Raw genomic sequence first — 23,239 nt, forward strand, 5'->3', positions numbered from 1 at the left:
GGGGGTGTTCCATGTATTGCAGTAGGTATAGGATCAAAGTAAGATCCGGGGCAAACCATAACTGCAGATGATCCTATGCTAAAGAATCCTGTTCAGCTTCGTCTAGAAAAATTAGAACCATGGCAACACATTACCTTTATGGTATCGCTTTGTGAAAGAATGTACCCAAACTACGCATTCTTCTGTCAGGAAACCGAATTTGCAGAGGCGCATAAGTACCGCTCTATTCTCGACAGTATCTGGGAGATACTGACGGTCAAAACAGCGAAGATCAACTTCGAAAACCAGTTGGAGAAGCTCGAAGAGCTAGTGCCAAACGCTGAAGATTTCGATTTGTACGCCGTAAACCCGGCTATTGACGCCTGTGTTGCGTTGGCCGATCTGCTGCATGCGATGCTTGATCGTGACTTGATGCTGGAAACCTTGGTCAAACTGAGCTCGCTGTCAGCGGAAACGGTGGCCGATCTGGAATATGCCCAGACTGGAATCGAAGTGACCAATGAAAACCAAAAAGAAAATGAGGCGATCTGTGCCGAATGGGATATGCAGTGGGCTATCTTCCGTGCACTGAAAGAAGCCGAAAGACGTGACATCGAGTTGATCAAGGGTTTGCGCAAAGAGCTGCGTGATGAACCTGTCAGCAACATCGGTATCGAGCTGTAATCGGGTACTTGCGTTATCAAAAGAAGAGCCGTCAGCGGCTCTTTTTTTACGCCTCAATAAATACGCAAAAAGAATATAACTGCCATTGCTAGTTTAATGTTTTAATTCTTTGTGAGAATTTGGCGTTAAATGCTGGTTTTTTACCGCCATTCAGGGTCTCTACACTTATTTTATATTGCCGCTTGTTTTCGGGGGCGGCTGGCGTTTATAACAGTAGACGAACCGGAAAGCGTCATGCTTTCTTTTTACTGACCTGTTAGCGAGGAATGAGCATGCGCGGATTGATAGCAATATCACCTCTTGCCCACAATGGGATCTCTCCTGTTGTTGCCAGCCTACTCCTCCTGCTCCCTCTGGAACTTATCCGGGGCTGACAGGCCGCACCTATTTTCTGTCAGCTTGCGTTGAAGCTGACAGGTCAAATTTTCCCTCCGATTTTTTCCTCTCACTTTACGCCAAGCGACTGCTGTAGAGGATGACTATGCTAAGCATTCGTAATATCGCCGCACTGGGTTTCATGACTTTTGCCATGTACTTGGGGGCGGGTAACTTGATCTTTCCGCCATTCTTGGGCTTTCAATCTGGCGAGCACTTTGTCAGTGGGATGGCCGGATTCCTTCTTACCGGGGTGGGTTTGCCGGCTTTGGCACTGGTGATGGTAGCCTTGGTTCGTGGGTCGGATAATCTGACGGCGGTACTGCCACGGCCGCTGGCAACCAGTTTCTGGGTGATGGTATTTGTGGTGATTGGCCCGGCATTTGTCGTGCCTAGGGCGATCACCGTTGCTTACCAGTTCAGCTTGGCCCCTTTTTTCGGCGATGATTTCCTGCTGCCGTTCACGGTCATTTTCTGTCTGCTTACCATCTTTTTTGCCTTGCATCCGGGCAAGCTGATCGACAGCCTTGGCAAGTGCCTGACCCCTTTGCTGGTGGTGATATTGGCGGTGTTGGTGACCGCGGCATTGGTGTCACCGGCGGGTGAACCGTTGGTCGCCCAAGGTCCCTATGTGACGGGTGCCTTGGCAGAAGGGTTGACCCAGGGTTACATGACGATGGATGCCTTGGGTTCGATTGGCTTTGGCTGGATTATTTTCAGGGCAATCCAGTCTATGGGGGTGAGTTGCCCGCGAGCTACGGCAAAATACACCCTGATGGCGGCCTTGATGTATGCCGTTGCAATGACAGTCGTTTATATCGCGTTGGCCTATGTCGGCTCAACCAGTGCCTATCTAGGCACGGCATTTACCAATGGTGGCGATATCCTGACGGCGTTTACCCGTTATCATTTCGGCAATGCCGGGACGGTTCTGCTTGGCGTGGTGATGGTACTGGCTTGTCTGACGACAGCGATCGGGGTAACAACCGCGGGCAGCGAATTTTACAGTCGGACATTTTCACGGGTGCCTTATCGCGCTGCGGTTTGGGTTGCAATGGCTCTGGCTGGGCTGGTGGCCAATATCGGTCTTGAACAATTGTTGGCGATAACCTTGCCTGCAGTTGTTGCCCTGCACCCGGTTGCGATTGCCCTTTTGTTGATCGCACCGCTACGAAAGCACATCGCATCGGCATGGGTACTGGCGGTAATGGCAACAGCATTGGGCTTCGCGGTGCTGGATGCCGTTCATATTCTGGGAATTATGCCAAGTGCTGCGGATCAGGCTCTGAACGCCTGGTTGCCGCTGTATGGTTACTTTGCAGGATGGCTTGTACCTACGCTTATCGTATTGGCCGTTGGCCTTGTGGCAAGCCGTCAGAGGGCTTATATGGCGAATGTCGGACAGTGTTATCGGTAAATATCAGTGATAGCGATAAAAAAAGGGGCCTGGAGGCCCCTTTTCTGTATGTTGCAACGGTTATTCGTCGTCTTTGCTTTCGATAACGCCGTGGGTTTGCTTCCAGCGCTCCCAGCGTTGGAATGCTAGTTGCTGCATGTCGGTATTCTTGTCGGCCTCGTCGACAATTTCCTCGCCGACCAGATGCTCGAAGATATCTTCCATGGTCACAAGGCCTTGTACCGTACCGTATTCATCGACGACCAGTACTAGCTGAGAGCGCTCTTTCATGAGCTGCTCGAAGGCCTTTGGTACGCTCGAGGTGTTCATGATCACCGGCAGCGGGCGCATCAGGGTGCCCAGTTCACGCTGGCCTCGGCCTGCTTGGCTTTCGGCAAACAGTTCCAGGCGGTGGACAAAACCGATGATGTTGTCTTTCTGTTCGGTGTAGATCAGCGGGCGCGAGAACGGGCTGTCCTTGTGCTGGGACAGGAACTCGTTGATTGGCTGCTCGGCATCAACTCGGAACAGAACTGGGCGCGGGGTCATTATCTTGGTGACATTGACATCGCGGAACTGCAGCAAGTTAGCAAGGATTTTTGACTCGCCTTCGGCAAGTTCGCCGGATTCCTGGGCAAGCATCGCCATTGCAGACAGTTCGTCGCGAAGCTTGGGTGCTTGATGGCCACGAGACAAGCGGCGGGTGATTTGCTCAGAGACCCAGACCAGTGGCATCAGCAGCAGTACCATCCAGCGCAGCAGGCTTGCTGTCACTGGTGCGAGCTGGCGCCAGTAGGTTGCACCGATAGTTTTTGGGATGATCTCAGAAAGAAGCAGGATACCCACGGTGAGCGCGGCAGAGAATACGCCGAGCCACTCGCTGCCGAACACAACGGTTGCCTGGGCACCGGCCGTTGCCGCACCGATGGTGTGGGCGATAGTGTTCAGGGTCAGGATCGAGGCGAGCGGGCGGTCGATGTTATCTTTGAGTTTGCTTAGGCGCTCTGCCGCCGGGTGGCCCTGGTGGCGCAGCGTACCAATGTAGCTAGGGGTGATGCTCAGGAGGACCGCTTCCAGAACCGAACAGATGAACGAAACACCTATCGCGACAGAGATGTAAATCGTAAGGAGTATCATGCTTACCTTAGTTGGCTAGTATCAGGGACGCCTATATTAATCGGGCTTCGAGCGAATAAATACAACTATTTCACATGCTAAATGCGTAACATTTTGTGAACTTGCGCTCAGTTTGTGGTTAAAGAGCCCGCACCTAACCACATCATAGCCGACAAACCTTTGCCACACGGGCTTCTTTTGAATTAGAGTTGATGCGTCTTAAAGAAAAACCTTAGAAGGGAAACCTAATGAACAAGACCCAACTGATTGACCTGATCGCAGAGAAAGCTGATCTTTCTAAAGCTCAAGCTAAAACTGCACTAGAGTCTGTACTTGACGGTATCACTGATGCCCTTAAGGAAGGCGACCAGGTTCAACTAATTGGCTTTGGTACATTTAAAGTGAACCACCGCGCAGCACGTACTGGCCGTAACCCACAAACTGGTCAGGAAATTCAAATCGCGGCGGCAAACGTACCTGCATTCGTAGCAGGTAAAGCACTGAAAGACTCAGTGAAATAATCTATACTCCGCCAGATAAAATTATCTGGCGGAGTTTTTCATGAAACATCTCATCCCTTTTGCCTTCTTTGCCCTTCTTGCGGGCTGCACCTCCACTCCGACCATTCCGGAAAACAACCTGACTCCTATCGTGACCCATACCGGCGGTCAACGCCAGGGTGACACGACCTTGCTCTATTGGTATACCTCGCAGCAGAATCGTCCTGTGCGGCTGTCTGACAGGGTTTTTGCCGGGGATTCTGGCAACTATCACTCCGACTACCTATGGCGCGAGGGATTGCTGCGCGAGATCAAGCGTCAGGGCCAGGCACTTGACGAGCAGAAGCTCAAGCCCTACACCCTTCATGTGCGTTACGATACCCGAGGCAGTGCGGTATTCCAGCGTTATACTTTGGCTGGCGACGTGATCCCGCTAACCAATGGCCAGCTTGAACAGTTGCGCAAGGAAGCAGAGCACGGCATGGCAGTCGTCCAACAATTACGCGAAGAAGATATGGCGATGGTGCAGGGGCACTGGAAGCAGGGCAAGTTCTACCGCTGTGGTGATAATCGAGAATTGAGCGTGACATTCAACCCGGTACTGTCGTCCCAGTTAGCCGGACAGGTCGCTGAATATCAGGATCAGGGGTTTATGGCGGTGAACGGTCAAGTTCGCCGTGATAGCCTGACAGCCAGCCAATTGCTGGTTCTCAAGGCACCAGAAATGCAGTGTCTGGCTGCGCCGGTCTTGATTGATTGATGCATTCAGTATGGTAATAAAAAACGCGCCTATAGGCGCGTTTTTTATGGCAATCGCCTTGGCGTTATTTGGATGCCTGCTCGCGGGCAATGGCCCGGTAGCCGATGTCGTTGCGGTGGAACATGCCATCCCAACTAATCTGCTTGGCTAGCGTATACGCACGTTGCTGGGCTTCTGAGACGCTGTGGCCAAGTGCCGTGGCACACAGCACTCGGCCGCCGTTGGTCACGACCTCACCGTTGCGGTTGGCCGTACCGGCATGGAATACCTTCTCGCCCTCGGTTTCATGCTGGGGCAGGCCAGAGATCATATCCCCCTTGTCGTAGGCTGACGGATAGCCACCGGCTGCCAGTACGATCCCGATAGAGGCGCGTGGATCCCATTTTGATTCAACGTGATCCAGCTTGCCGTCAATGGCGGCCAGGCACAGTTCGACCAAATCCGATTCCATCCGCATCATGATCGGCTGGGTTTCCGGATCGCCGAAACGGCAGTTGTACTCAATGACCTTCGGTGTGCCGTCAGTGTCAATCATCAGACCCGCATAGAGGAACCCTGTGTAAGGGGTGCCTTCGGCGGCCATTCCTCGCACCGTTGGGTAAATCACTTCCGCCATAATGCGATCGTGGATAGCGGGCGTTACTACAGGGGCAGGAGAGTAGGCACCCATGCCACCGGTGTTAGGGCCGGTATCTTTGTCGCCCACGCGCTTATGATCCTGGCTGGTGGCCATTGGCAGCACATTCTCGCCATCCACCATCACGATGAAGCTCGCTTCCTCACCCTCAAGGAATTCCTCGATCACCACGCGGCTTCCGGCATCCCCGAATACGTTGTCTGCCAGCATGTCCTTAATGGCGGCTTCGGCTTCCTCTAGCGTCATCGCGACGATAACGCCTTTACCGGCGGCTAGACCATCGGCTTTCACCACAATCGGTGCACCTTGCTCACGTACATATGCCAAGGCTGGCTCGATCTCGGTAAAGTTCGCGTAGGCACCGGTAGGGATCTGGTGACGGGCCAGAAAGTCCTTGGTGAAGGCTTTAGAGCCTTCCAGCTGCGCCGCCGCTTCGGTCGGGCCGAAAATGGGCAGCCCGGCTTCGCGGAACGCATCGACCACGCCGATAACCAACGGGGCTTCCGGGCCGACAATGGTCAGCTCGATTTGTTTCTCTTGTGCAAAGGCAACCAGTGCCGCGATGTCTTCCACGCCAATGTCGACGTTTTCCAGTTTCGGCTCTAGCGCGGTACCGGCGTTGCCCGGTGCAACGAATACGGTCTCAACGTTAGGGTTTTGTGCGGCCTTCCAGCCCAGTGCATGTTCACGACCGCCAGAACCAATAATCAATACATTCATGTTTTAAAATCCTTATAGCATCGTCAGTTTTTTAATTTCGGCATCAAAAGTGCTCATTTATGCTTATAAACTGCGCGCTTTTTCCTTGAACTTAAAGTCACTGACTTGCTCTATGTATTTCAAATATCGGAATACTTAAAAAACCAAATTATAAGTTTTGCTCAAAGTAGTTGGTGAAAGCAGCTAACGGCGCCACAGTGCCAAATACGAAGAGGAAATTAGTGGCGGAAGTGACGCATGCCGGTAAAGATCATCGCCATGCCGTGTTCGTCAGCGGCGTCGATCACCTCTTGGTCGCGCATTGAGCCACCCGGCTGGATCACACATTTGATACCGGCTTCGGCAGCGGCGTCGATCCCGTCGCGGAACGGGAAGAAGGCATCGGAGGCCATCACGCTGCCAGCGACTTCCAGCCCTTCGTCGGCAGCTTTGATACCTGCGATCTTGGCCGAGTACACGCGGCTCATCTGGCCGGCACCGACGCCGATGGTCATGTCACCCTTGGCGTAGACGATGGCGTTCGATTTCACGTACTTGGCCACTTTCCAGCAGAACAGCGCATCTTTGAGCTCGTCCTCGGTTGGCTGACGCTTCGAGACCACGTTCAGATCGCCCAGTGTCACCATGCCTTGGTCGCGTTCTTGCACCAATAGGCCGCCGTTAACGCGCTTCACGTCAAAACCGGTGGTCTTGCTTGACCACTGGCCGCACTCCAGCAGGCGCACGTTTTTCTTTGCGGCAACCACCTCAATAGCTTCAGCGGTCACTGTCGGCGCGATGATCACTTCCACGAACTGGCGATCGACAATGGCTTGTGCCGTGGCAGCGTCAAGCTCACGGTTGAAGGCAATGATGCCGCCAAACGCAGAGGTTGGGTCGGTCTGGTAAGCGCGGTTGTAGGCTTCTAGAATGTTTTCCCCTAGCGCCACACCACATGGGTTGGCGTGCTTGACGATCACACAGGCAGGCTCGTCGAACTCTTTCACACACTCCAATGCGGCATCGGTATCGGCGATGTTGTTGTAAGACAGGGCCTTGCCCTGAATTTGGCGTGCAGTGGAGACAGACGCTTCTTCAGGGGTCGCTTCCACGTAGAAAGCGGCCGCCTGATGGCTGTTCTCGCCATAGCGCATGTCTTGTTTTTTCTCGAACTGCTGGTTGAAGGTACGTGGGAAAATGGACTCCTCGTCGCCTTCTTTGTTGTCGCCGTAAGATGGCACCATGGTGCCGAAGTAATTGGCGATCATGCCGTCATAGGCCGCAGTGTGTTCAAATGCAGCAATGGCTAAATCAAAGCGGGTTGCGTGAGTCAGTGAGCCATCGTGGGTGGCCATTTCGGTCAGCACGCGGTCGTAGTCGTGGGCATTAACCACAATGGTCACGTCTTTGTGGTTTTTCGCGGCAGAGCGAACCATTGTCGGGCCGCCGATATCGATGTTCTCGATGGCGTCTTCCAGTGTGCAGTTCGGGTTGGCTACCGTCGCAGCAAACGGGTAGAGGTTCACCACCACCATGTCGATAGGGGCAATGCCGTGCTCGGCCATGACTGCATCATCGGTACCGCGACGGCCCAGCACCCCGCCGTGGATCATCGGGTGCAGGGTCTTCACTCGGCCATCCATCATTTCCGGGAAGCCAGTGTGGTCAGAGACTTCGGTGACGGCAATGCCTTGTTCGGCGAGCAGGCGTGCGGTGCCGCCCGTTGACAGAATAGCCACGCCACGATCGGCTAGGGCCTTGGCGAACTCTACAATACCGGTTTTGTCAGACACGCTGATCAGTGCGCGGCGGATAGGACGAGCGTTTTCCATTGCAACCATCTCTCTAGTGAACACGGGGATTATTTGCCAAAAGACACCGTGTGCAGTGGCTTTTGGCAAATACCCTCGGCTAGAATCGGTTAAGGGTGTCCCTGTTGGTTGTTGTGTGATCAACGCGGCATATTTTACATGAATCCATGATTTGCGCAAACGTTTGCTTTTTGTCGCTATCGAAGAAGGAAATGAGATGTACCTGATTGGTCAATTGGCAAAACGCTCAGGGATAAGCAGCGATACATTAAGGTTTTATGAGAAAAATGGCTTGCTGGAGCCAGCCGGCCGCAGTGAAAGTGGCTACCGCCTGTACAGTGAAGAGAACTTATCGCGGGTGCAGTTTATCATGCGCTCTAAGGCGGTGGGGTTGAGTTTGGACGAGATCCGGGAGCTGCTCGATATCCGTTTGGAGGCAAGTCGGCACAGTTGCGCTGAAGTGAAAGCCATTACCCAGGCTAAGCTTGACGAGGTCGATACCAAGATTGCTGAGCTGAGCCGAATTCGGGTGGCGCTGAAGAAAATTAATGATGCGTGCTGTGGGCATGCCGATGATGATGCTAGCCACTGTTCTATCTTGGAAGCGCTGGGGGATGAGCATGGCAGTGAGGGAAAATTCCCGGCAGAGCAATGCTGTACCGGGAAGTGTCGTCGGTAACGCCTAATTAACTGTCATTTGACGAGGTCGTTTCTTTGGCGTTCTTGATGACATCTTTAGTGGTGTCTCGGAAAAAGTGCCCCGTGGCTTTCGATGCATCGCGGGTAGCATGGCCAATATCACGAAAGCCCGCTTTGATATCTTGTTTCTCCTGCGCCGAACATCCCATCAAAACTAGGCTGCTGAGGGCAGCAACTAGCAGAATTGCTTTTTTCATTGTTGTTTTCCAATTAGTTAAGTGAAAAATATTGCCGTAGTGTATCGGAATATGACGGTTAAAAACTTTCCAGATTGTCAAAAATTCGTCTAATAAAGGTCGGTGTTTTTGCTAGGGAATGATATGTAAGTGTGATAGCTTCAAAGCATGGCATTGTTTTTGATAGGGAAAGTCATGTTGAAAGTGAATGAGTATTTTGATGGTCAGGTGAAGTCGCTCGGTTTTGAATCATCGGGCGAGCGTGCCAGTGTGGGGGTGATGGCTCCCGGGCTGTACACTTTCGGAACGGCGGCGCCAGAGAAGATGACGGTAGTCAAGGGTGCGTTGACCGTGAAGTTGCCGGGCCATATTGATTGGGAAACCTATTATGCCGGCGATGATTTTGAGGTAGCGGGGGATTCATCGTTCGAAGTGAAGGTTGATGTCCCAACAGCTTATCTGTGTGACTACCTATAACCTGCCCGCTAAAAAAGCTTCGCCTTGGCGAAGCTTTTTTTATTGCTGCTATACCTTGCATTGTTATTCTGCTTTTTGAGGTGGGATCAGTACCGTGTCGATAACATGGATGATCCCGTTGCTGGCCGGAAGATCGGCAATCAGGACTTTCGCCCCGTTAATCGTCACTCCGTCATCAGTATTTTCTATTTTCAATGTATCGCCTTGCACCGTTGCCGGGAGTTTCAATTTGCTTACTTCTTTGGACGAGATCGCCCCTGGCAGAACATGGTAGGTAAGCAGCGCCTGAAGTTTTTCTTTGTTCTCGGGTTTTAGCAGTTCGGCCAAGGTGCCCTCTGGCAGTTTGGCGAAAGCCTCATCAGTCGGAGCCAGTACGGTAAACGGTCCTTTGCCCTCGAGGGTTTCAGTGAGGTCAGCTGCTTTGATGGCCATTACCAGCGTCTGGAAGTCATCGTTGTTGGCGGCTACTTGGACAAGATTCTTCTCGGCTTGGGTTTGCTCGTGGTGATCAGCAAGGGCAAGGGTGGGTAGGCAAAGGAGCCACAGCATTGCGGTACGGCGGAAAAAAGTAAATATGTTGTTCATGAATAGAGCCTCATTGTGATTAACGCCTAAGGGGGAACGTTCAAAGAGGGAGTATGGTTCACTCTAGGTGGGTAGGTGTCTTAACAATGAGAGCCGCGCCGGATCCTGAAAGATAGCCGCCAGCAATAGCTGGCGGCGAGTGCTGTGACAACGGGGGAAAGAACTATTCGTCGATGACTGGCGTGTTCTCGTCGGTGAGGATCTGACAGTCAGGATTGGCCTTGCGAAATGCTTCGGGTATTTCAATCGGGCGGTAGCTCATTGTGTCGTAGCCGGTGTGGTAATCGGGCTGTCGGGCGCGGCGCATGTCAATCCATTGCAGGGACGGCATATTTATCAGTACCTGAGGGAAGGTTTCAAAATGGTTGAAGCTCAGATCTAGGTGCGTCAATGCCTGCAATGCCGTTAGCTTGGCCGGTAGCTTTTCTAGACGGTTGCGCGATAAATTCAAGTGGGTGATATGGGGGTACAGCTCGATATCCACCGGTAGTGTTTTCAATAAACAGTTGCGAGCATTGATTGCCTGAACGGGAGCGGACAAACGCTCAGGGGCCGGTAACCGGGTATTTTTCTTCTTGAGATCAGAGAGGTTGCGGCTCAGGTAAAGAGTCGGGCTGCGGTGTATATTCATCAGGCGCTTTGTGCGCTGCTCCGGTGCATCTTTGGGGTCACGCCACTTTGGCCATACTATTACAATAAATTCTTTTCAATCATAACTTTATGTTATCGTCTCGGCAGCAACATGCTGTTCCTGCAGACACACTTGGGTGACATATGTCTTTAACGTTATTGCCAGCATCGCAAAGTATCAGCACTGCTATGGTGCGTTTGATGCTAGCCGAACCTTTTTACGGCCATTATCTGACGGTCATGAATAAAGTCATTGCCGCACCAGAATGTGGCGATCAGGCCCTTTGCCTAACATGGCAAGAGGACGGTGAGTTGGTACTGCGTTGTCAGCCTGAACAATGGATGCAGCTAACGAAGCTGCAACAGCAAGGGGCATTGAAACATGAAGCGCTGCATTTGGTTTTAGGCCATGTGTGGCGGCGTCAGCATTACTATGATCTGGTGATCTTTGACTGCGCGGCGGACTTGGTGGTTAACCAGTATTTGCGACAGGAACAGATTTGCCCGCCGATGGTCACGTTGGCGAGCATCAATGCGTGGCTCAGCACGCTGGGCCTGCCGCCGCTCGACCCATTTTTAGGGGTAGATGACTATTATCAGGCCTTGTTGCCATTACGTTCCCAGCTAGTTCAGTCGATGCCGGAATTAGGCCACAGCCCTACATCGCCCGGTTCGGGGTGGCTATGGCACCAGAGTTGGCAAGCTATATCCCAGCAGGGGGATGCCATACTCAAGCTGCAGCAAAGCCAATGGCAGCAGCATGCGCTCAATGCGGCACATCGCGTGGGGGAGGTAGGCTGCGGTGACTTGCCACAGGAGTTGCGTGAACAGTTGGCCGAGATTGAGGCGCGGATGAAGGCCCAGATCAATTGGCGCCGATTGCTGCGCTTGTTTGCGCATAATGCCCGCAAAACAAAGTTGAAAAATACCCTGCGCCGTCCTTCCAAGCGCTATGGCACCGTACCCGGTATCCAGGTGCAGCCGCTGCAACGTATCTTGGTGGCGGTAGATACATCTGGAAGCGTATCGGCGACGCAGCTCAGCCAGTTTTTTGATGAGATTTACTGGATTTGGCGAACGGGTGCCGAAATCATCATTGTTGAGTGTGATGTCGACATTCAGTGCCAGTACCACTATCGCGGCGAGCCTATCTCAGAGGTGAGTGGCCGTGGGGGAACCGATTTTAATGCCCCTATCAAGCTCGCCAACCAGCTACGGGTGGATGCGCTGATCTACTTTACCGATGGCGAAGCCGCTGCGCCTATTGAGCATCCGCGCATGCCCTTGCTGTGGCTTTTGCATAACCCTGCACATGATAGGGTTACTGCGAATTTAGCACCGAGCGGTCGCGTACTGACGATGACCGCCTGATCCCCTTCGGACGATGAGTTTGTTTTATTTCAGATAACCGCAATGGCCGTTACGCATCGTTATATTGCACTGCATGCTAACGTGCCGTCAGGTGATTTAATCTTGGGAGCCCCCATGAGCAAGACCGCTCTACATTATCAATTTTATGGCCAGCGCTGCGACGCACCGTCGGTCCAGAATTTTCTGGACCATTTGTTAGGCAGCCAACTCCGTACCCCTGTGTGTATTTGGGGACGTCATGGTATAGGCAAAACCGAATTGGTGGCGCAAATAGCCAAGGCAAAAGGCATGGCCTTTCGCGATATTGCCCCCGCCCAATTTGAAGAAATGGGGGATTTGTTGGGCTTGCCGCAGCTCAAAGAGGTTGATGGCAAGAGTATCACCCAGTTCGCCCCACCGGAGTGGGTTCCCCGCGAGGACGTGCCGGGTATTTTGTTGATCGACGATGTCAACCGAGCCGATGACCGTATTTTGCGCGGTATTATGCAGCTGCTGCAAAACCACGCCTTGGTGAGCTGGGCGCTGCCGCCGCAATGGCGGATCGTGCTGACAGCCAACCCAGATGGCGGCGACTACAGCGTGACGCCGATGGATGACGCTATGCTGACACGGATGATGCATATTACCCTCGAGTTTGATCCGAAAGCGTGGGCGTGGTGGGCGCAACAAGCGGGTATCGACTCGCGGGGGATCGACTTTGTGCTGATTTACCCTGAGCTGGTGAGCGGCGCGCGTACGACCCCGCGCTCGTTGGTGCAATTTTTCAAGAGTATCGAGGGGATCGCCGATCTGAAAGCGGAACTGTCATTGGTTCATCAGCTGGCACAGTCTTGTCTGGATGAGGCCACCTCGGCGGCTTTCGTGACGTTTGTTCGACAAAACCTCAGTGCGTTGGTGAGTGCTGAAACCATTGTCACGGCCAAGGATTTTGATAAACAGGTACTGCCGGCGATTGCTCGCAGTGTGGGCAAGGACACGCCGCGCATCGATGTGCTTGCAACGCTGTGCACGCGTTTGTGCCATTATCTAAAGCAGAACCCTAAAAGCCTCAAGGGGACGGGGTTAACCAATGTCCAGCGTTTTCTGAAAATGGAATTACTGCCCCATGACCTGCGTTTGGGGCTGATGCAGGATTTAATGCAAAGTGGCGATCCTGCACTGAAGGCGGTATTGGCTGACGTTGAGTTGGCCCAGCAGTTCCTGAGTGTATCCATTGCCTAGCCGTGGTTTGTTGGTCCGGATATGAAAACGGGCCGCATTTTTCAATGCGGCCCATTTCAATACAGGGATTTACTGATTGTTTATCAGTTCATGCCGTATTATCAAAGTTGATGTTTTTGCTTGTTTCTCATTGTCTCTGTTTGATGTTGTAATCTCTTTATTTATAATGGTTTGTGGCGTTTTCTTGTTTTTGTTTGTCTTGGTTTGTTTTCATTTTTGTGGTTAACTCGGGGTACATATAAGGGTACACGTAATGTCATATGTACCCTGTCGAGGGAATCATGGCAAAACTATTCGATAAACAGCTCAAAGCATTGTTGGATAAACCCCAAGGAAAAACAGTGGTCTATTCTGATGGTGACGGTTTGGGCGCACGGGTGTCACCGCTGGGCTCAATACGGTGGCAGTTCCGCTATAAAGTAGATGGAAAGAATAAGCGGATTGATTTTGGCGATTACCCAGAGCTCTCAATTCAGAAAGCGAGAGAGGCAACGAAGCAATGCCGGGCTTGGTTGGCTGAAGGACTTGACCCAAAACTGCAACGAGATTTGGATCGTAGTGCAACGTTAAAGCCCGTCACAATCAAAGAAGCGTTAGAGTATTGGCTGGTGGAGTATGCGGAAGATAATCGGGCAAATGCGAGCAAGCATCGCGCCCAATTTGAAAGGCACATTTATCCTTATATTGGTCATCTTCCTTTAGAGCAGACAGAAACCCGTCATTGGCTGGAATGTTTCGACCGGATACGAAAAGGGATTGCAGGCAAGCAGCGCCCGGCTCCTGTTGCTGCGGGTTATGTGCTGCAGAATGCCAAACAGGCACTTCGTTTTTGTCGAGTACGGCGTTATGCCACCAGCCGTGTATTAGATGATTTAATCGTAAAAGATGTCGGTAGCAAGCAAAAGAAAAAGGATCGCGTACTGTCCGGTAGTGAATTGGCAGATGTGTGGAGGTTGACCACTGGTAACACATTGTTGCCTTATTACCGGAACATGATAAAGATGCTGATTGTTTTTGGTGCTCGAACTCAAGAAGTTCGGTTATCGACATGGAAAGAGTGGGATTTAAATACGGGTTTATGGACTGTACCGAAAAGCCATAGCAAAACGGGTGATAAAATTGTTCGCCCTATTCCTGAACAACTTCAATCATGGTTATCTGAGCTAAAAGCCGTTAATGCAGGTAGTGACTATCTGTTAGGTGAGCTAAAAAAGCCAGAGGCAGTAAGCCAAAATGGCCGTTCATTGTGGAAACGACTTGGGCATGATGAAGCGTGGACACTGCATGATTTACGGCGAACTCTTGCGACTCGTATGAATGAACTTGGCATCGCTCCGCATGTGGTAGAGCAATTGCTAGGGCACAGTCTTGGTGGTGTGATGGCAATTTACAATCGCAGTCAGTATTTGCCAGAAAAACAGAATGCATTGGCTAAGTGGTTGGATTATGTTGAGTTGTTAGCTGATCCACAGGATAACGTTGTGCCGTTGAAGGTTCGAAGCAACTAACGTTGAAAGTAAAAAGCCAGACGATACGTCATTAAATACGTATGGTCTGGCTTACCCACCCCTATCCCATATTACTAAGGATTTTTTCGGTTACTTGGCGCGCCGTTTTCACCTAGCCAGTGGCTAATCACTTAGTACCGGAAATGCGTTAACACGACCAAGCTTCATCTTGGATGCTTAGTGGTGCAGCGTTTGCTTTAGCATTGATAGTAAAGTTGCGCATCCAACTTCATGCAGGAGATAAGCTCTCCTTGGGCTGTTTGGGTTCGGTTATTATCTTTGTATTCGCTTAGAGATCAACAATGTCATCTGAGCTATAGCCATGTTTAAGTAATATCTGCCTTACTATGAATTTTAGAGGTAGTGCATCTTCATATACGAGTAGGTCGATGTGCTCTTTTGAATGACAGTATTTATTTACAATGGAGTCTATACGTTCCACCAGCTCCTTTGGTGACAAGTTTTTGTGTGTGTCTGTTAAATGCCAATTTGCTTGCTCGTTGCTAAGTGATTGTTTTGACCAGATATCACTAACATTTAAGCCATTGTTATTTAGACCGTTCTTCTTCTGTTTGAGTAGGTGAAATTTCTCACCGTTACGGATAATGATGAATCTATAGAGCCCTGTTTTTCTAAATCCCTTCCGATCTTTACTTCGATAATAAAGGGTATGCGTTAATAGAATCTCACCTTCTATTTTATGATAGGTAAATTCAAATGCCTGCTCTGTTTCACAATAAAACAGATGTTCCATCTTACGCTTGAGTAGGTGTCCCAACTCGTTGATGAAGTACTGTAACTGGCGTTCAGTGGCTAGAGCTTTGCCATTGCGCCAGCGTGATACGGCTGCTAGAGACTTTGGGCTCAATCCCGCCTTTACAGCAATATCTTGATTTGTGTATCCATTTTCGATGGCTAGTCTAACTAGTTGCTTGGTGTAACGGTATTTTTTCTCTTTTGTATCTTCAGTCATTGTATTACTCACCATTGAAAATGGCTGGTGGATAAGATTCGTTATCCACCAGCAGTAACTCAATCATCTAAATAATCGTCGTTATTGGGATTGTGCGCATCTGCCCAATCGTCCATGTCTGCATCATTGTTCGGGTTGTTAATGTCAGACCAGAGGTCAAGTTCATCTTGTGTCATATCTGATGTATCAGGCATAGCTTACTCCTTATTTTTTACCTTGGAAGCGTGGATTATTGGGATTCAGTTGGTTACTTCTATTATCCTGCACCTTTTGATGTGCGTGGTTTGTACCAGTAGTCCCTTTGTTGCTATTGCCTTGATTGGCTTTGTGGTTATTGTTTGCCATGATTTGCTACCTCGTTGAGTTGTTGATGGTAACTTTATGGTTTTAAACAATAAAAGTGCAGTGATAAGGAGGTGATAAATCGGTGATGTTTTGTGATTATCAGTGATGAATTATCAGGAGTTCAAAATGTGAGCAATAAAAAGGCTATAAACAGATGTTCATAGCCTTAGTTGGATGATTAAGGATACTTACCCCTTCAACATATCAAACACCACACGGGCGAAGCCTTTTGCCAGTTCTGGGTTTGATAGGTACTGCATCATCATTTCTTGTTGTGCTTCATTGCTATCCATTACCGCATCATCAATTGCTTGAGGGAAGTCACCAAGCATGGCTTGTTCACGGGTGTTGTTAGCTATCTGCGTCATCACTGCTTCGTTTTCAGATAACTTATCACGCACCGTAAAGGCATAGTTGATCATATCCTTATCGGTGAGGTTATCAGTAACGAACAGCTCGTTTAAACGCTCTAGGATGCGAGATAAGAAGTCTTCTTTCTTATCCTTAGGCTTTGCCGTCCCCACATCAGTTGTTGGCTCTAGCTTGTAATCCTCGGCATCTTCTTTGAGTTTGATGTCCTGTTCACGGATCTTTGATAAGCGATAGTGGCTCATTTCCACGTTGCTTAAATCAATCTCATCTTCTTGCACGTTTTGCTCATGCAATAGAGGACGTAGATAACGGGCAAACAGGCTCAGTTTCTCAAGCTCTTTATCTTCGTAGTCAACAATTTGTGACATGAACTCAAAGAAGCGCACAAAGCTACCCAAGTCTTTCTTGAAGATCTCTAGGCGGTCTTTTTCCTGCTTACACTCTTTGAAAGCATTCTCAGCGTTAGCAATCAGTACCGTATCTTTGGTCTTCTTGGTGCGCTCGAACATCTCTTTAGATTGAATGTATGCTTCAATCGCTGATTTATAACGATGCTGCCAACGTTCAACGGCTGGTTTACAGATGTTACTGACTGCCGCATTGGATTTTTTCTTGGTCAGGAAGGCAACACAGAATTGCTCGACCTCATTCCATAAGAAAATACCGCTTGAGCGTAGCTTCTCAAACAAATCAAACACAAGGTTAGGGTTGGTAACATCCACCAGCTCAGCGGTTTGATAGTAAGGCTGGAACGCATTTAAGATGTCGTCAGGCTCATTAAAGAAATCTAAAACGAACGTGCCGCATTCGGCTTTACCTGCGTAGGTTCGGTTCAAACGAGATAAGGTCTGAACACATTCCACACCACCTAACGGTTTATCGACGTACATGGCACAAAGTTTTGGTTGGTCAAAACCTGTTTGGAACTTGTTCGCTACCAGCATCACTTGGTAATCATCACTATCGAACGCTTTACGCATATCACGACCCTTTAAGTTCGGGTTCATGTTGTTCTCAGTGAATTTCTGATTGAGTAATGCAACGCTGTCTGGATCGTTTTCGTTAAACTCTACTTCACCAGAGAACGCCACCATTGCCGCAATACGTTGATAACCATGATCGGTAATGTATTTATCAAACGCCAGCTTATAGCGTACCGCTTCTTTACGAGAGCTAGTCACCACCATGGCTTTTGCCTGACCGCCTAATAAGTGCATTACATGGTTTTTATAGTGCTCAACAATCACTTTAACTTTCTGTGAAATGTTGTAATCGTGCAAGCGTACCCACTGATTAAGCTTGGTTTTGGCTTTCTTGCTGTCTACCTCTTTATCAGCGGCTTCCATCTTCTGAACCAGCTTGTATGCCACTTGATAGCTGGTGTAGTTCTTGAGTACGTCTAAGATAAAGCCTTCTTCGATTGCCTGACGCATAGAATACACATGGTAAGCTTGTGGCTTGTTGGTTTTAGACGCTGGCTCATCAGGATTTGGCAAGCGACCAAACAACTCTAAGGTTTTCGCTTTAGGTGTTGCAGTGAACGCATAGTAATTAAGATTATTACTGTTCTTACGTGCCGCCATAGTTGCATCAAGAATATCTTCTGACGATAACATCACATCATCATCGGCTTCTTCGGTCATCAATACTTCTTTAAGCTTGCGAGCGGTAGAGCCGCTTTGTGATGAGTGGGCTTCATCGGCAATCACCGCATATTTGCGTTGTTTTAAGCTAACGCTGTTTTCAATCGCACGTAGTACATACGGGAAGGTTTGAATCGTCACAATGATAATAGGTTGTGAGTTCTCAAGCGCAGCCGCCAGCTTTTCAGATTTAGATCCATCACCTTCTTTGTTGTTGATACGCCCAACCACGCCATCAGCGTGTTCAAACTGATAAATGGTATCTTGAAGCTGATCGTCCAGTACGGTGCGGTCTGTTACTACAATCACTGAATGGAACTGCTTTTCACCTTGCTCATCATAAAGGGTTGAGAGCTGGTGAGCTGTCCATGCAATGGAGTTTGATTTCCCCGAACCTGCACTATGCTGAATCAGGTATTTATTGCCAGTACCTTCAGCAACGGCAGCACCGATAAGCTTACGCACCACATCCCATTGATGGTAACGAGGGAAGATCAGGGTTTCTTTCTTGTACTTGCGTCCTTCCCAATCTTCTTTTTCTTCAATTTGCAGGTGAATGAAGCTACCTAAGATTTTAAGTAGGTTCTCAGGCAGTAATACTTCATTCCACAGGTAATCCGTGGCATAACGGTTTTCATCTTCGGGTACATCGTTACCTTTACCACCTTCTTTTGTGCCTTTGTTAAATGGTAGGAAGAAGGTGTCATCACCAGCTAACTTGGTTGCCATGAAGACTTCGTATTGGCTTACAGCAAAGTGTACCAATGCACCACGTTTGAAGATAAGTAATGGCTCTGGCTTTTTGGTTTCAGGATCTTTTGGTAAACGTGTTTGTTTGTATTGCTTAATGGCGTTGTGTACCGCTTGTTTGAACTCGGATTTCAGTTCAAGGGTTGATACAGGTAAGCCGTTTACAAAGAGTACCAAGTCAATACGCCATGCTTTGGCTTTCTTGCCTGTTAAGGCTAAGTGCTCGGCAGTAGCGTAAGGACTATAAACCAGCTCTGGCACGACACGGCAGATGTTCTGCTCATAGCGTGCCAGTGTTTCAGGGTTAAGGTTGTGCTCAGGCTTAAACTGACACAGCGAGAAACGGGCATTACGAATCTTTAAACCGTGACGAAGCACGCCTAATGTACCGTAAGTGCGAGAAACGGCATCGGTAGCGTTACTGTCGGCTTTTTTTAGTTGTGCCACCAGCGCATCAAGGAAGTGACGCTCTGTGTCATTGGGGTACACCTTGGCAAACTTTTCCCATTCTTTGGGTTGAGTGGTTTGCACAAAGTGAAGTGCATCTTCGCAATACAAAGCACGTTCACGATCATAGCGGTCAGGTTTACCGATTTTCCAACCGTTAGCGACCATTTGAGCGATCATTTCGTCTTGAAAGATACGTTCTTGCGTGGTGTCTTTACTCATGCTGTCACCTCCTGCTGTACCTCATTGGTGTCACTGCTGGTGGCTGGTGCTACCCAATTGCGAACATCAATCTTACCTGTTACGGCTGCTGAAATAAGAGCTGTGCGGCGTTCTTGCATTAGTTTGATGGCTTGTTGTGCTTGCGTCTCTAAATTGTCAAATAACTCTAATTGAGACTTTATAGTACAAATGATTTTTTCTTGTTCTTCTTTTGGTGGCACAGGAAAATAGCTATTTGCTAAGTATTCATGCTCAATACTTTCTACTGTTGCACCTTCTTTTGACCATTCAAGAAGAAGTTGAGGTATGTTACCAATAATAAAATATGCGGCATATTCAGTTAACATTTTGTTATTGAATAATAGAGCTTTCATATCTTGGTTCATGGTTACAGGAACAGTGTTTATAGCGATAGGAATTGTTCTCTGCAAGATCCCAGAGCGGACAACCATCATTAATGAACCTTCAAAAATAATATTTGTTGAGGATTCTTTTACTGCTAATTCAGTTACATAATCTTGGGTTTTATTTATCCAAAAAGATTTCATATCTTTGGGTGATACCCACGGAATTGTTCCATTTTTCCAATAATTAAGGTTATCTTTGGTTGGTGTTCCGCCACCTTTAAAATTACATAAATACTTTAATGGTGTTAAATCCCAATGCTCAGGCACTTCACCCAACCACTCAACACCCGAATCTTTCATTGGTGCGTCAGGGTTTAGCCCTTTTGTGACCGCATGGCTAATCACCGCTTGGCGTTTTTCTTTAAGCAGTTCGATAAGTTGCTGCTGCTTTTCGATAAGCGTGTCGATTTTTGCCGTTTCGTGATCGAGAAAGGCTGCGATTTGGGTTTGATCATTAGTCGTTGGTATAGCAATGGTGAAATTATTAACTGTTTCTGATGGTACTCGTTTTAATCCACCAGCTCCTGTCATTGCCCCAGTAGCTACAGCCATAAAATTATCTTCTTGTAGGCGGTAGTACAAAAAACGATTATTTATTAAATCATTGGGTCTTAATACATAAATTTCTGATGAGCCAAAGCCTATACCATTGGTTAAGCCAGCAGCAATAGCCATGTTTTTGTTTTCGAAGCATGGGGTTACTTTGGCTATTAAAACATCACCATCTTTAAAGTAGGTATAGCCGTCATAAACATCTTTTACTGTGCGTATTTCATCAAGAGTGATTGAATTTAATTTAAGCTTCTCCATCGGTAGAAAAGTACACTTGTCTGACATGATGGATTCTTCTAGCTCTGATTTTTTAGGTGTCAGTTCCGCTAGATATTTTAGAGGGACTATAGACCAGTCTTTTGGTATTTCTTTTAGCCACTCAACCCCAGAATCCTTATATTCTGGGTACGCTTGATACTTGCTCATTAAGAACGCACCTCTTGCAGTAAGTTCATGATCTCATCACTGACTAATGCTAAATCTTCATCAATGGCTTCCAGTGCACGAGGTGGCTGATACACATAGAAATGGCGATTAAACGGGATTTCATAGCCTACAATACCAATTTCACCATCTTTCTCATCACGCTTATCGGCATTGATCCATGCATCGCTAACGTGTGGTAATACTTCACGCTTCACGTAGCTTTCAATTAGCTCTGTGGTGGTAATGTTGGCGTCTAGCGGCACGTTTTCGTTATCACGTAAGTCACCATCTTGTTGGAACTCAACCACCTTACCGTTGTAGTTAAATGAACCGTATAATGGCTGTGCGGTTTCTTTTAGCACTTTCTTTACCACAGGCTCAGCTTCTGGATTCTTAAACGTTACCGCATCAAAGAATTGTTTCTTCTCTTTGGCATCAAACTTAATACCCGTTGCTTTGAATGCGCCTTTCATGGTGATGTCAAATTGGTTGAAATCGTTGCTTACCACATTCCGACCACCAGCATTGTTGGCGATTGCTGCTTGTAGTTGTTGGGCTTTGTCCATTAGTGATCGTTGGAATAACCACAACTTGCTGTCTAACAGGTCTTTGATTTGTTTTTCTTTCAGCTCGCTAAATTCGGCTTTGATGAGTGCACGCACTTCGGTTTCGACTTCAGCAAGGTAGCCATAATTATCGTAACCATGGCTATCTTCGTTCCACGCTGTGCCAAACTCGTTATATAAACGCTCCATCGGCGCATTGAGTGGCTTTGGTGCAAAGCGTAGGCTTTCAATCGCCGCATCGGTGATTTGTGCCGATAGACGTAATGGGCGTTCAATGGTTAAGCGGCGGTAGCCAAAGTCTGTACTATTGAAAATCTTACTAGCGAATGTCTTTGGTGCTTCTGTTTTGCTGGTGGAACTCTTTGTTGCAGAAGAAGTACGACCACGGCTAGATTTTTGTTCTGCTGGCTTATCTAACTCACGAGCATCAACCACTTCAAAGTGACCAAAAGTACGGGTGATGAGTTTGATGTCGTCTTCGCTCATTAGATTACGCTTAGAGCCTAACGATTTACGCATCTTGCCACACAGGTTAGAGCCATCAATCAGTTGAACTTTGCCTTTACGCTCAGATGTTTTCTTGTTGGACAGCACCCACACATAGGTTGCAATACCTGTGTTGTAGAACATATCGGTTGGTAGGGCGATGATGCCTTCCAATAAATCCGCTTCAAGGATGTAACGACGAATTTCGCTTTCACCACTACCAGCACCGCCTGTAAACAGTGGTGAGCCATTTAGGATAATGCCGATACGACCGCCATCATTTACACTGCCATCAACGTTATGAGTGTCACGCATCTTACTGATAAGGTGCATCAAGAACAGTAATGAGCCATCAGATACACGGGGTAAACCTGCACCAAAGCGACCATCAAAACCTTTTAGGGTATGTTCGTCTTTGATTTCGCCTTCGATTTTCTTCCAATCCACACCAAACGGCGGGTTAGACAGCATGTAATCGAATTGGTCGGCGGGCAGTTGGTCATTCGATAGGGTGTTACCGAGCTTGATACGGCTAACGTCTTGCCCTTTGATCAGCATGTCGGCTTTACAGATGGCGTAAGACTCAGGGTTTAGCTCCTGACCAAAAGCACGCATGACGGCTTTGGGGTTCAATTCGTGAACGTATTCCATGCCGGATGATAGGAAGCCGCCAGTACCTGCCGTTGGATCGTAGATAGTACGGATGATGCCATCTTGTGTAAGGGCTTCATCATCTTCCATGAACACCAGTGATGTGGTTAAGCGAACGATATCACGAGGGGTAAAGTGCTCACCTGCGGTTTCATTTGAGCTTTCAGCAAAGCGACGGATTAATTCCTCAAACACTAAGCCCATTTCGTGGTTTGATACTTTACTTGGGCTAAGGTCTGTTGTTGCGAATTTCTTTACTACTTTGAATAGCAGGTTTGCGTCATCCAATAAACCGACAAATTCATCAAACTTGAAGTGTTCAAAGATTTCACGGGCATCGGTAGAAAAACACTGAATGTAGTTTTCTAGGTTATCTTTAATATCACTTTGACCCATTTTGCCTAGGTTCATCGGTGAGGTATTGAAGAACGACAAGCCCTTAGGTGCTGATGCTGAAATAGTATGGCGCTTGAGCATTTTTTCTTTAGCGTCTTCAGTGATGCTCATTGCATTGATTGTTGGGGCTTGAGCAACCACTGCATCTTTGCTTTCTTCCAGCACGCACTCAAGGCGGCGCAGTAGGGTAAATGGCAGAATCACACGACCGTATTGAGATTGCTTGAAATCACCGCGAAGTAGGTCAGCGACAGACCAAATAAAGGCAGCGGTTTGGGTAAAATTAGAATTAGGCATGAAGGCTTCTTACGAGAGTAGACATTAAGGAAATTGGGAGGATTGTAGCAGAAGGGTTATGTGCAAACATCCACCAGTTCTC

The 23,239-nt window shown here is 48.6% G+C and carries 21 protein-coding genes; 9 read left to right on the top strand and 12 right to left on the bottom strand.

Features of this window, described 5'->3' with window-relative positions:
• Positions 1-75: 75 nt before the first annotated feature.
• Positions 76-663: a YjaG family protein gene (locus ACSF8X_RS02975; protein WP_047878439.1), complete on the top strand. Its 588-nt coding sequence runs from the start codon at positions 76-78 to the stop codon at positions 661-663.
• A gap of 481 nt (positions 664-1,144) precedes the next feature.
• Positions 1,145-2,455: a branched-chain amino acid transport system II carrier protein gene (gene brnQ, locus ACSF8X_RS02980; protein WP_500850661.1), complete on the top strand. Its 1,311-nt coding sequence runs from the start codon at positions 1,145-1,147 to the stop codon at positions 2,453-2,455.
• Positions 2,456-2,515: 60 nt separating this feature from the next.
• Here the strand turns inward: brnQ and ACSF8X_RS02985 are convergent, their stop codons facing one another.
• The gene (locus tag ACSF8X_RS02985) at positions 2,516-3,571 is read right to left on the bottom strand and encodes a CNNM domain-containing protein (protein ID WP_047878437.1); all 1,056 of its coding nucleotides are present in this window, start codon (positions 3,569-3,571) and stop codon (positions 2,516-2,518) included.
• Between the two features lie 227 nt (positions 3,572-3,798).
• On the opposite strand from ACSF8X_RS02985, the gene hupA reads away from it, so the two are divergent.
• Positions 3,799-4,071 (top strand): nucleoid-associated protein HU-alpha, encoded by a 273-nt coding sequence (gene hupA, locus ACSF8X_RS02990; RefSeq protein ID WP_047878436.1) that lies wholly within the window; start codon positions 3,799-3,801, stop codon positions 4,069-4,071.
• A gap of 40 nt (positions 4,072-4,111) precedes the next feature.
• Positions 4,112-4,810: a DUF1481 domain-containing protein gene (locus ACSF8X_RS02995; RefSeq protein ID WP_500850662.1), complete on the top strand. Its 699-nt coding sequence runs from the start codon at positions 4,112-4,114 to the stop codon at positions 4,808-4,810.
• Positions 4,811-4,874: 64 nt separating this feature from the next.
• On the opposite strand, the gene purD is transcribed toward ACSF8X_RS02995, so the two are convergent.
• Complete coding sequence (gene purD, locus ACSF8X_RS03000; RefSeq protein ID WP_500850663.1) at positions 4,875-6,167, bottom strand: phosphoribosylamine--glycine ligase; 1,293 nt, start codon at positions 6,165-6,167, stop codon at positions 4,875-4,877.
• Between the two features lie 218 nt (positions 6,168-6,385).
• Complete coding sequence (gene purH, locus ACSF8X_RS03005) at positions 6,386-7,978, bottom strand: bifunctional phosphoribosylaminoimidazolecarboxamide formyltransferase/IMP cyclohydrolase (protein ID WP_500850664.1); 1,593 nt, start codon at positions 7,976-7,978, stop codon at positions 6,386-6,388.
• Positions 7,979-8,174: 196 nt separating this feature from the next.
• On the opposite strand from purH, the gene zntR reads away from it, so the two are divergent.
• Positions 8,175-8,636 carry a Zn(2+)-responsive transcriptional regulator gene (gene zntR, locus ACSF8X_RS03010; RefSeq protein ID WP_047878433.1) on the top strand — a complete coding sequence of 154 codons (462 nt, stop codon included), beginning with the start codon at positions 8,175-8,177 and terminating at the stop codon, positions 8,634-8,636.
• Positions 8,637-8,643: 7 nt separating this feature from the next.
• Here zntR and ACSF8X_RS03015 read toward each other — a convergent pair whose 3' ends face one another.
• Entirely contained in the window at positions 8,644-8,853 is a 210-nt protein-coding gene (locus ACSF8X_RS03015; protein ID WP_047878432.1) for a hypothetical protein, read from the bottom strand.
• Positions 8,854-9,027: 174 nt separating this feature from the next.
• Between ACSF8X_RS03015 and ppnP the strand changes: the two genes are divergently transcribed.
• A complete protein-coding gene (gene ppnP / locus ACSF8X_RS03020; protein ID WP_500850665.1) occupies positions 9,028-9,309 on the top strand; it encodes a pyrimidine/purine nucleoside phosphorylase in 282 nt (93 codons plus the stop codon).
• A 63-nt stretch (positions 9,310-9,372) separates the two neighbouring features.
• On the opposite strand, the gene ACSF8X_RS03025 is transcribed toward ppnP, so the two are convergent.
• Entirely contained in the window at positions 9,373-9,894 is a 522-nt protein-coding gene (locus tag ACSF8X_RS03025) for a fasciclin domain-containing protein (RefSeq protein WP_047878430.1), read from the bottom strand.
• A 163-nt stretch (positions 9,895-10,057) separates the two neighbouring features.
• Positions 10,058-10,525, bottom strand: coding sequence for a hypothetical protein (locus ACSF8X_RS03030; RefSeq protein WP_500850666.1), 468 nt, complete (start codon positions 10,523-10,525; stop codon positions 10,058-10,060).
• A gap of 143 nt (positions 10,526-10,668) precedes the next feature.
• Here ACSF8X_RS03030 and ACSF8X_RS03035 point away from each other — a divergent pair, with 143 nt between their 5' ends.
• The 3 genes from ACSF8X_RS03035 (at position 10,669) to ACSF8X_RS03045 (ending at position 14,624) form a co-directional block, all read left to right on the top strand.
• A complete protein-coding gene (locus ACSF8X_RS03035) occupies positions 10,669-11,895 on the top strand; it encodes a vWA domain-containing protein (RefSeq protein WP_500850667.1) in 1,227 nt (408 codons plus the stop codon).
• Between the two features lie 114 nt (positions 11,896-12,009).
• Complete coding sequence (locus ACSF8X_RS03040) at positions 12,010-13,116, top strand: AAA family ATPase (RefSeq protein ID WP_500850668.1); 1,107 nt, start codon at positions 12,010-12,012, stop codon at positions 13,114-13,116.
• Positions 13,117-13,397: 281 nt separating this feature from the next.
• Positions 13,398-14,624, top strand: a complete 1,227-nt coding sequence (locus tag ACSF8X_RS03045; protein ID WP_500850669.1) for a tyrosine-type recombinase/integrase — start codon at positions 13,398-13,400, stop codon at positions 14,622-14,624.
• A gap of 289 nt (positions 14,625-14,913) precedes the next feature.
• Here ACSF8X_RS03045 and ACSF8X_RS03050 read toward each other — a convergent pair whose 3' ends face one another.
• From ACSF8X_RS03050 to ACSF8X_RS03075, 6 genes are all read right to left on the bottom strand, one after another.
• Positions 14,914-15,597 carry a hypothetical protein gene (locus ACSF8X_RS03050; protein WP_500850670.1) on the bottom strand — a complete coding sequence of 228 codons (684 nt, stop codon included), beginning with the start codon at positions 15,595-15,597 and terminating at the stop codon, positions 14,914-14,916.
• A 59-nt stretch (positions 15,598-15,656) separates the two neighbouring features.
• Positions 15,657-15,791, bottom strand: coding sequence for a hypothetical protein (locus ACSF8X_RS03055; RefSeq protein WP_500850671.1), 135 nt, complete (start codon positions 15,789-15,791; stop codon positions 15,657-15,659).
• Between the two features lie 10 nt (positions 15,792-15,801).
• A complete protein-coding gene (locus tag ACSF8X_RS03060; protein WP_500850672.1) occupies positions 15,802-15,942 on the bottom strand; it encodes an alpha-amylase in 141 nt (46 codons plus the stop codon).
• A gap of 188 nt (positions 15,943-16,130) precedes the next feature.
• Entirely contained in the window at positions 16,131-19,376 is a 3,246-nt protein-coding gene (locus tag ACSF8X_RS03065) for a type I restriction endonuclease subunit R (protein WP_500850673.1), read from the bottom strand.
• Entirely contained in the window at positions 19,373-20,761 is a 1,389-nt protein-coding gene (locus ACSF8X_RS03070; protein ID WP_500850674.1) for a restriction endonuclease subunit S, read from the bottom strand. Before ACSF8X_RS03070 ends, ACSF8X_RS03065 begins: the two co-directional genes overlap by 4 nt.
• Positions 20,761-23,157, bottom strand: coding sequence for a type I restriction-modification system subunit M (locus ACSF8X_RS03075; RefSeq protein WP_500850675.1), 2,397 nt, complete (start codon positions 23,155-23,157; stop codon positions 20,761-20,763). Before ACSF8X_RS03075 ends, ACSF8X_RS03070 begins: the two co-directional genes overlap by 1 nt.
• Positions 23,158-23,239 lie beyond the last annotated feature (82 nt).

Source organism: Photobacterium panuliri, assembly GCF_059920555.1.

Bases quoted from the DNA above. Each gene is read 5' to 3' on its own strand.
- ACSF8X_RS02975 (WP_047878439.1), top strand. From the start codon at position 76: ATGCTAAAGAATCCTGTTCAGCTTCGTCTAGAAAAATTAGAACCATGG.
- brnQ (WP_500850661.1), top strand. From the start codon at position 1,145: ATGCTAAGCATTCGTAATATCGCCGCACTGGGTTTCATGACTTTTGCC.
- ACSF8X_RS02985 (WP_047878437.1), bottom strand. From the start codon at position 3,571: ATGATACTCCTTACGATTTACATCTCTGTCGCGATAGGTGTTTCGTTC.
- hupA (WP_047878436.1), top strand. From the start codon at position 3,799: ATGAACAAGACCCAACTGATTGACCTGATCGCAGAGAAAGCTGATCTT.
- ACSF8X_RS02995 (WP_500850662.1), top strand. From the start codon at position 4,112: ATGAAACATCTCATCCCTTTTGCCTTCTTTGCCCTTCTTGCGGGCTGC.
- purD (WP_500850663.1), bottom strand. From the start codon at position 6,167: ATGAATGTATTGATTATTGGTTCTGGCGGTCGTGAACATGCACTGGGC.
- purH (WP_500850664.1), bottom strand. From the start codon at position 7,978: ATGGAAAACGCTCGTCCTATCCGCCGCGCACTGATCAGCGTGTCTGAC.
- zntR (WP_047878433.1), top strand. From the start codon at position 8,175: ATGTACCTGATTGGTCAATTGGCAAAACGCTCAGGGATAAGCAGCGAT.
- ACSF8X_RS03015 (WP_047878432.1), bottom strand. From the start codon at position 8,853: ATGAAAAAAGCAATTCTGCTAGTTGCTGCCCTCAGCAGCCTAGTTTTG.
- ppnP (WP_500850665.1), top strand. From the start codon at position 9,028: ATGTTGAAAGTGAATGAGTATTTTGATGGTCAGGTGAAGTCGCTCGGT.
- ACSF8X_RS03025 (WP_047878430.1), bottom strand. From the start codon at position 9,894: ATGAACAACATATTTACTTTTTTCCGCCGTACCGCAATGCTGTGGCTC.
- ACSF8X_RS03030 (WP_500850666.1), bottom strand. From the start codon at position 10,525: ATGAATATACACCGCAGCCCGACTCTTTACCTGAGCCGCAACCTCTCT.
- ACSF8X_RS03035 (WP_500850667.1), top strand. From the start codon at position 10,669: ATGTCTTTAACGTTATTGCCAGCATCGCAAAGTATCAGCACTGCTATG.
- ACSF8X_RS03040 (WP_500850668.1), top strand. From the start codon at position 12,010: ATGAGCAAGACCGCTCTACATTATCAATTTTATGGCCAGCGCTGCGAC.
- ACSF8X_RS03045 (WP_500850669.1), top strand. From the start codon at position 13,398: ATGGCAAAACTATTCGATAAACAGCTCAAAGCATTGTTGGATAAACCC.
- ACSF8X_RS03050 (WP_500850670.1), bottom strand. From the start codon at position 15,597: ATGACTGAAGATACAAAAGAGAAAAAATACCGTTACACCAAGCAACTA.
- ACSF8X_RS03055 (WP_500850671.1), bottom strand. From the start codon at position 15,791: ATGCCTGATACATCAGATATGACACAAGATGAACTTGACCTCTGGTCT.
- ACSF8X_RS03060 (WP_500850672.1), bottom strand. From the start codon at position 15,942: ATGGCAAACAATAACCACAAAGCCAATCAAGGCAATAGCAACAAAGGG.
- ACSF8X_RS03065 (WP_500850673.1), bottom strand. From the start codon at position 19,376: ATGAGTAAAGACACCACGCAAGAACGTATCTTTCAAGACGAAATGATC.
- ACSF8X_RS03070 (WP_500850674.1), bottom strand. From the start codon at position 20,761: ATGAGCAAGTATCAAGCGTACCCAGAATATAAGGATTCTGGGGTTGAG.
- ACSF8X_RS03075 (WP_500850675.1), bottom strand. From the start codon at position 23,157: ATGCCTAATTCTAATTTTACCCAAACCGCTGCCTTTATTTGGTCTGTC.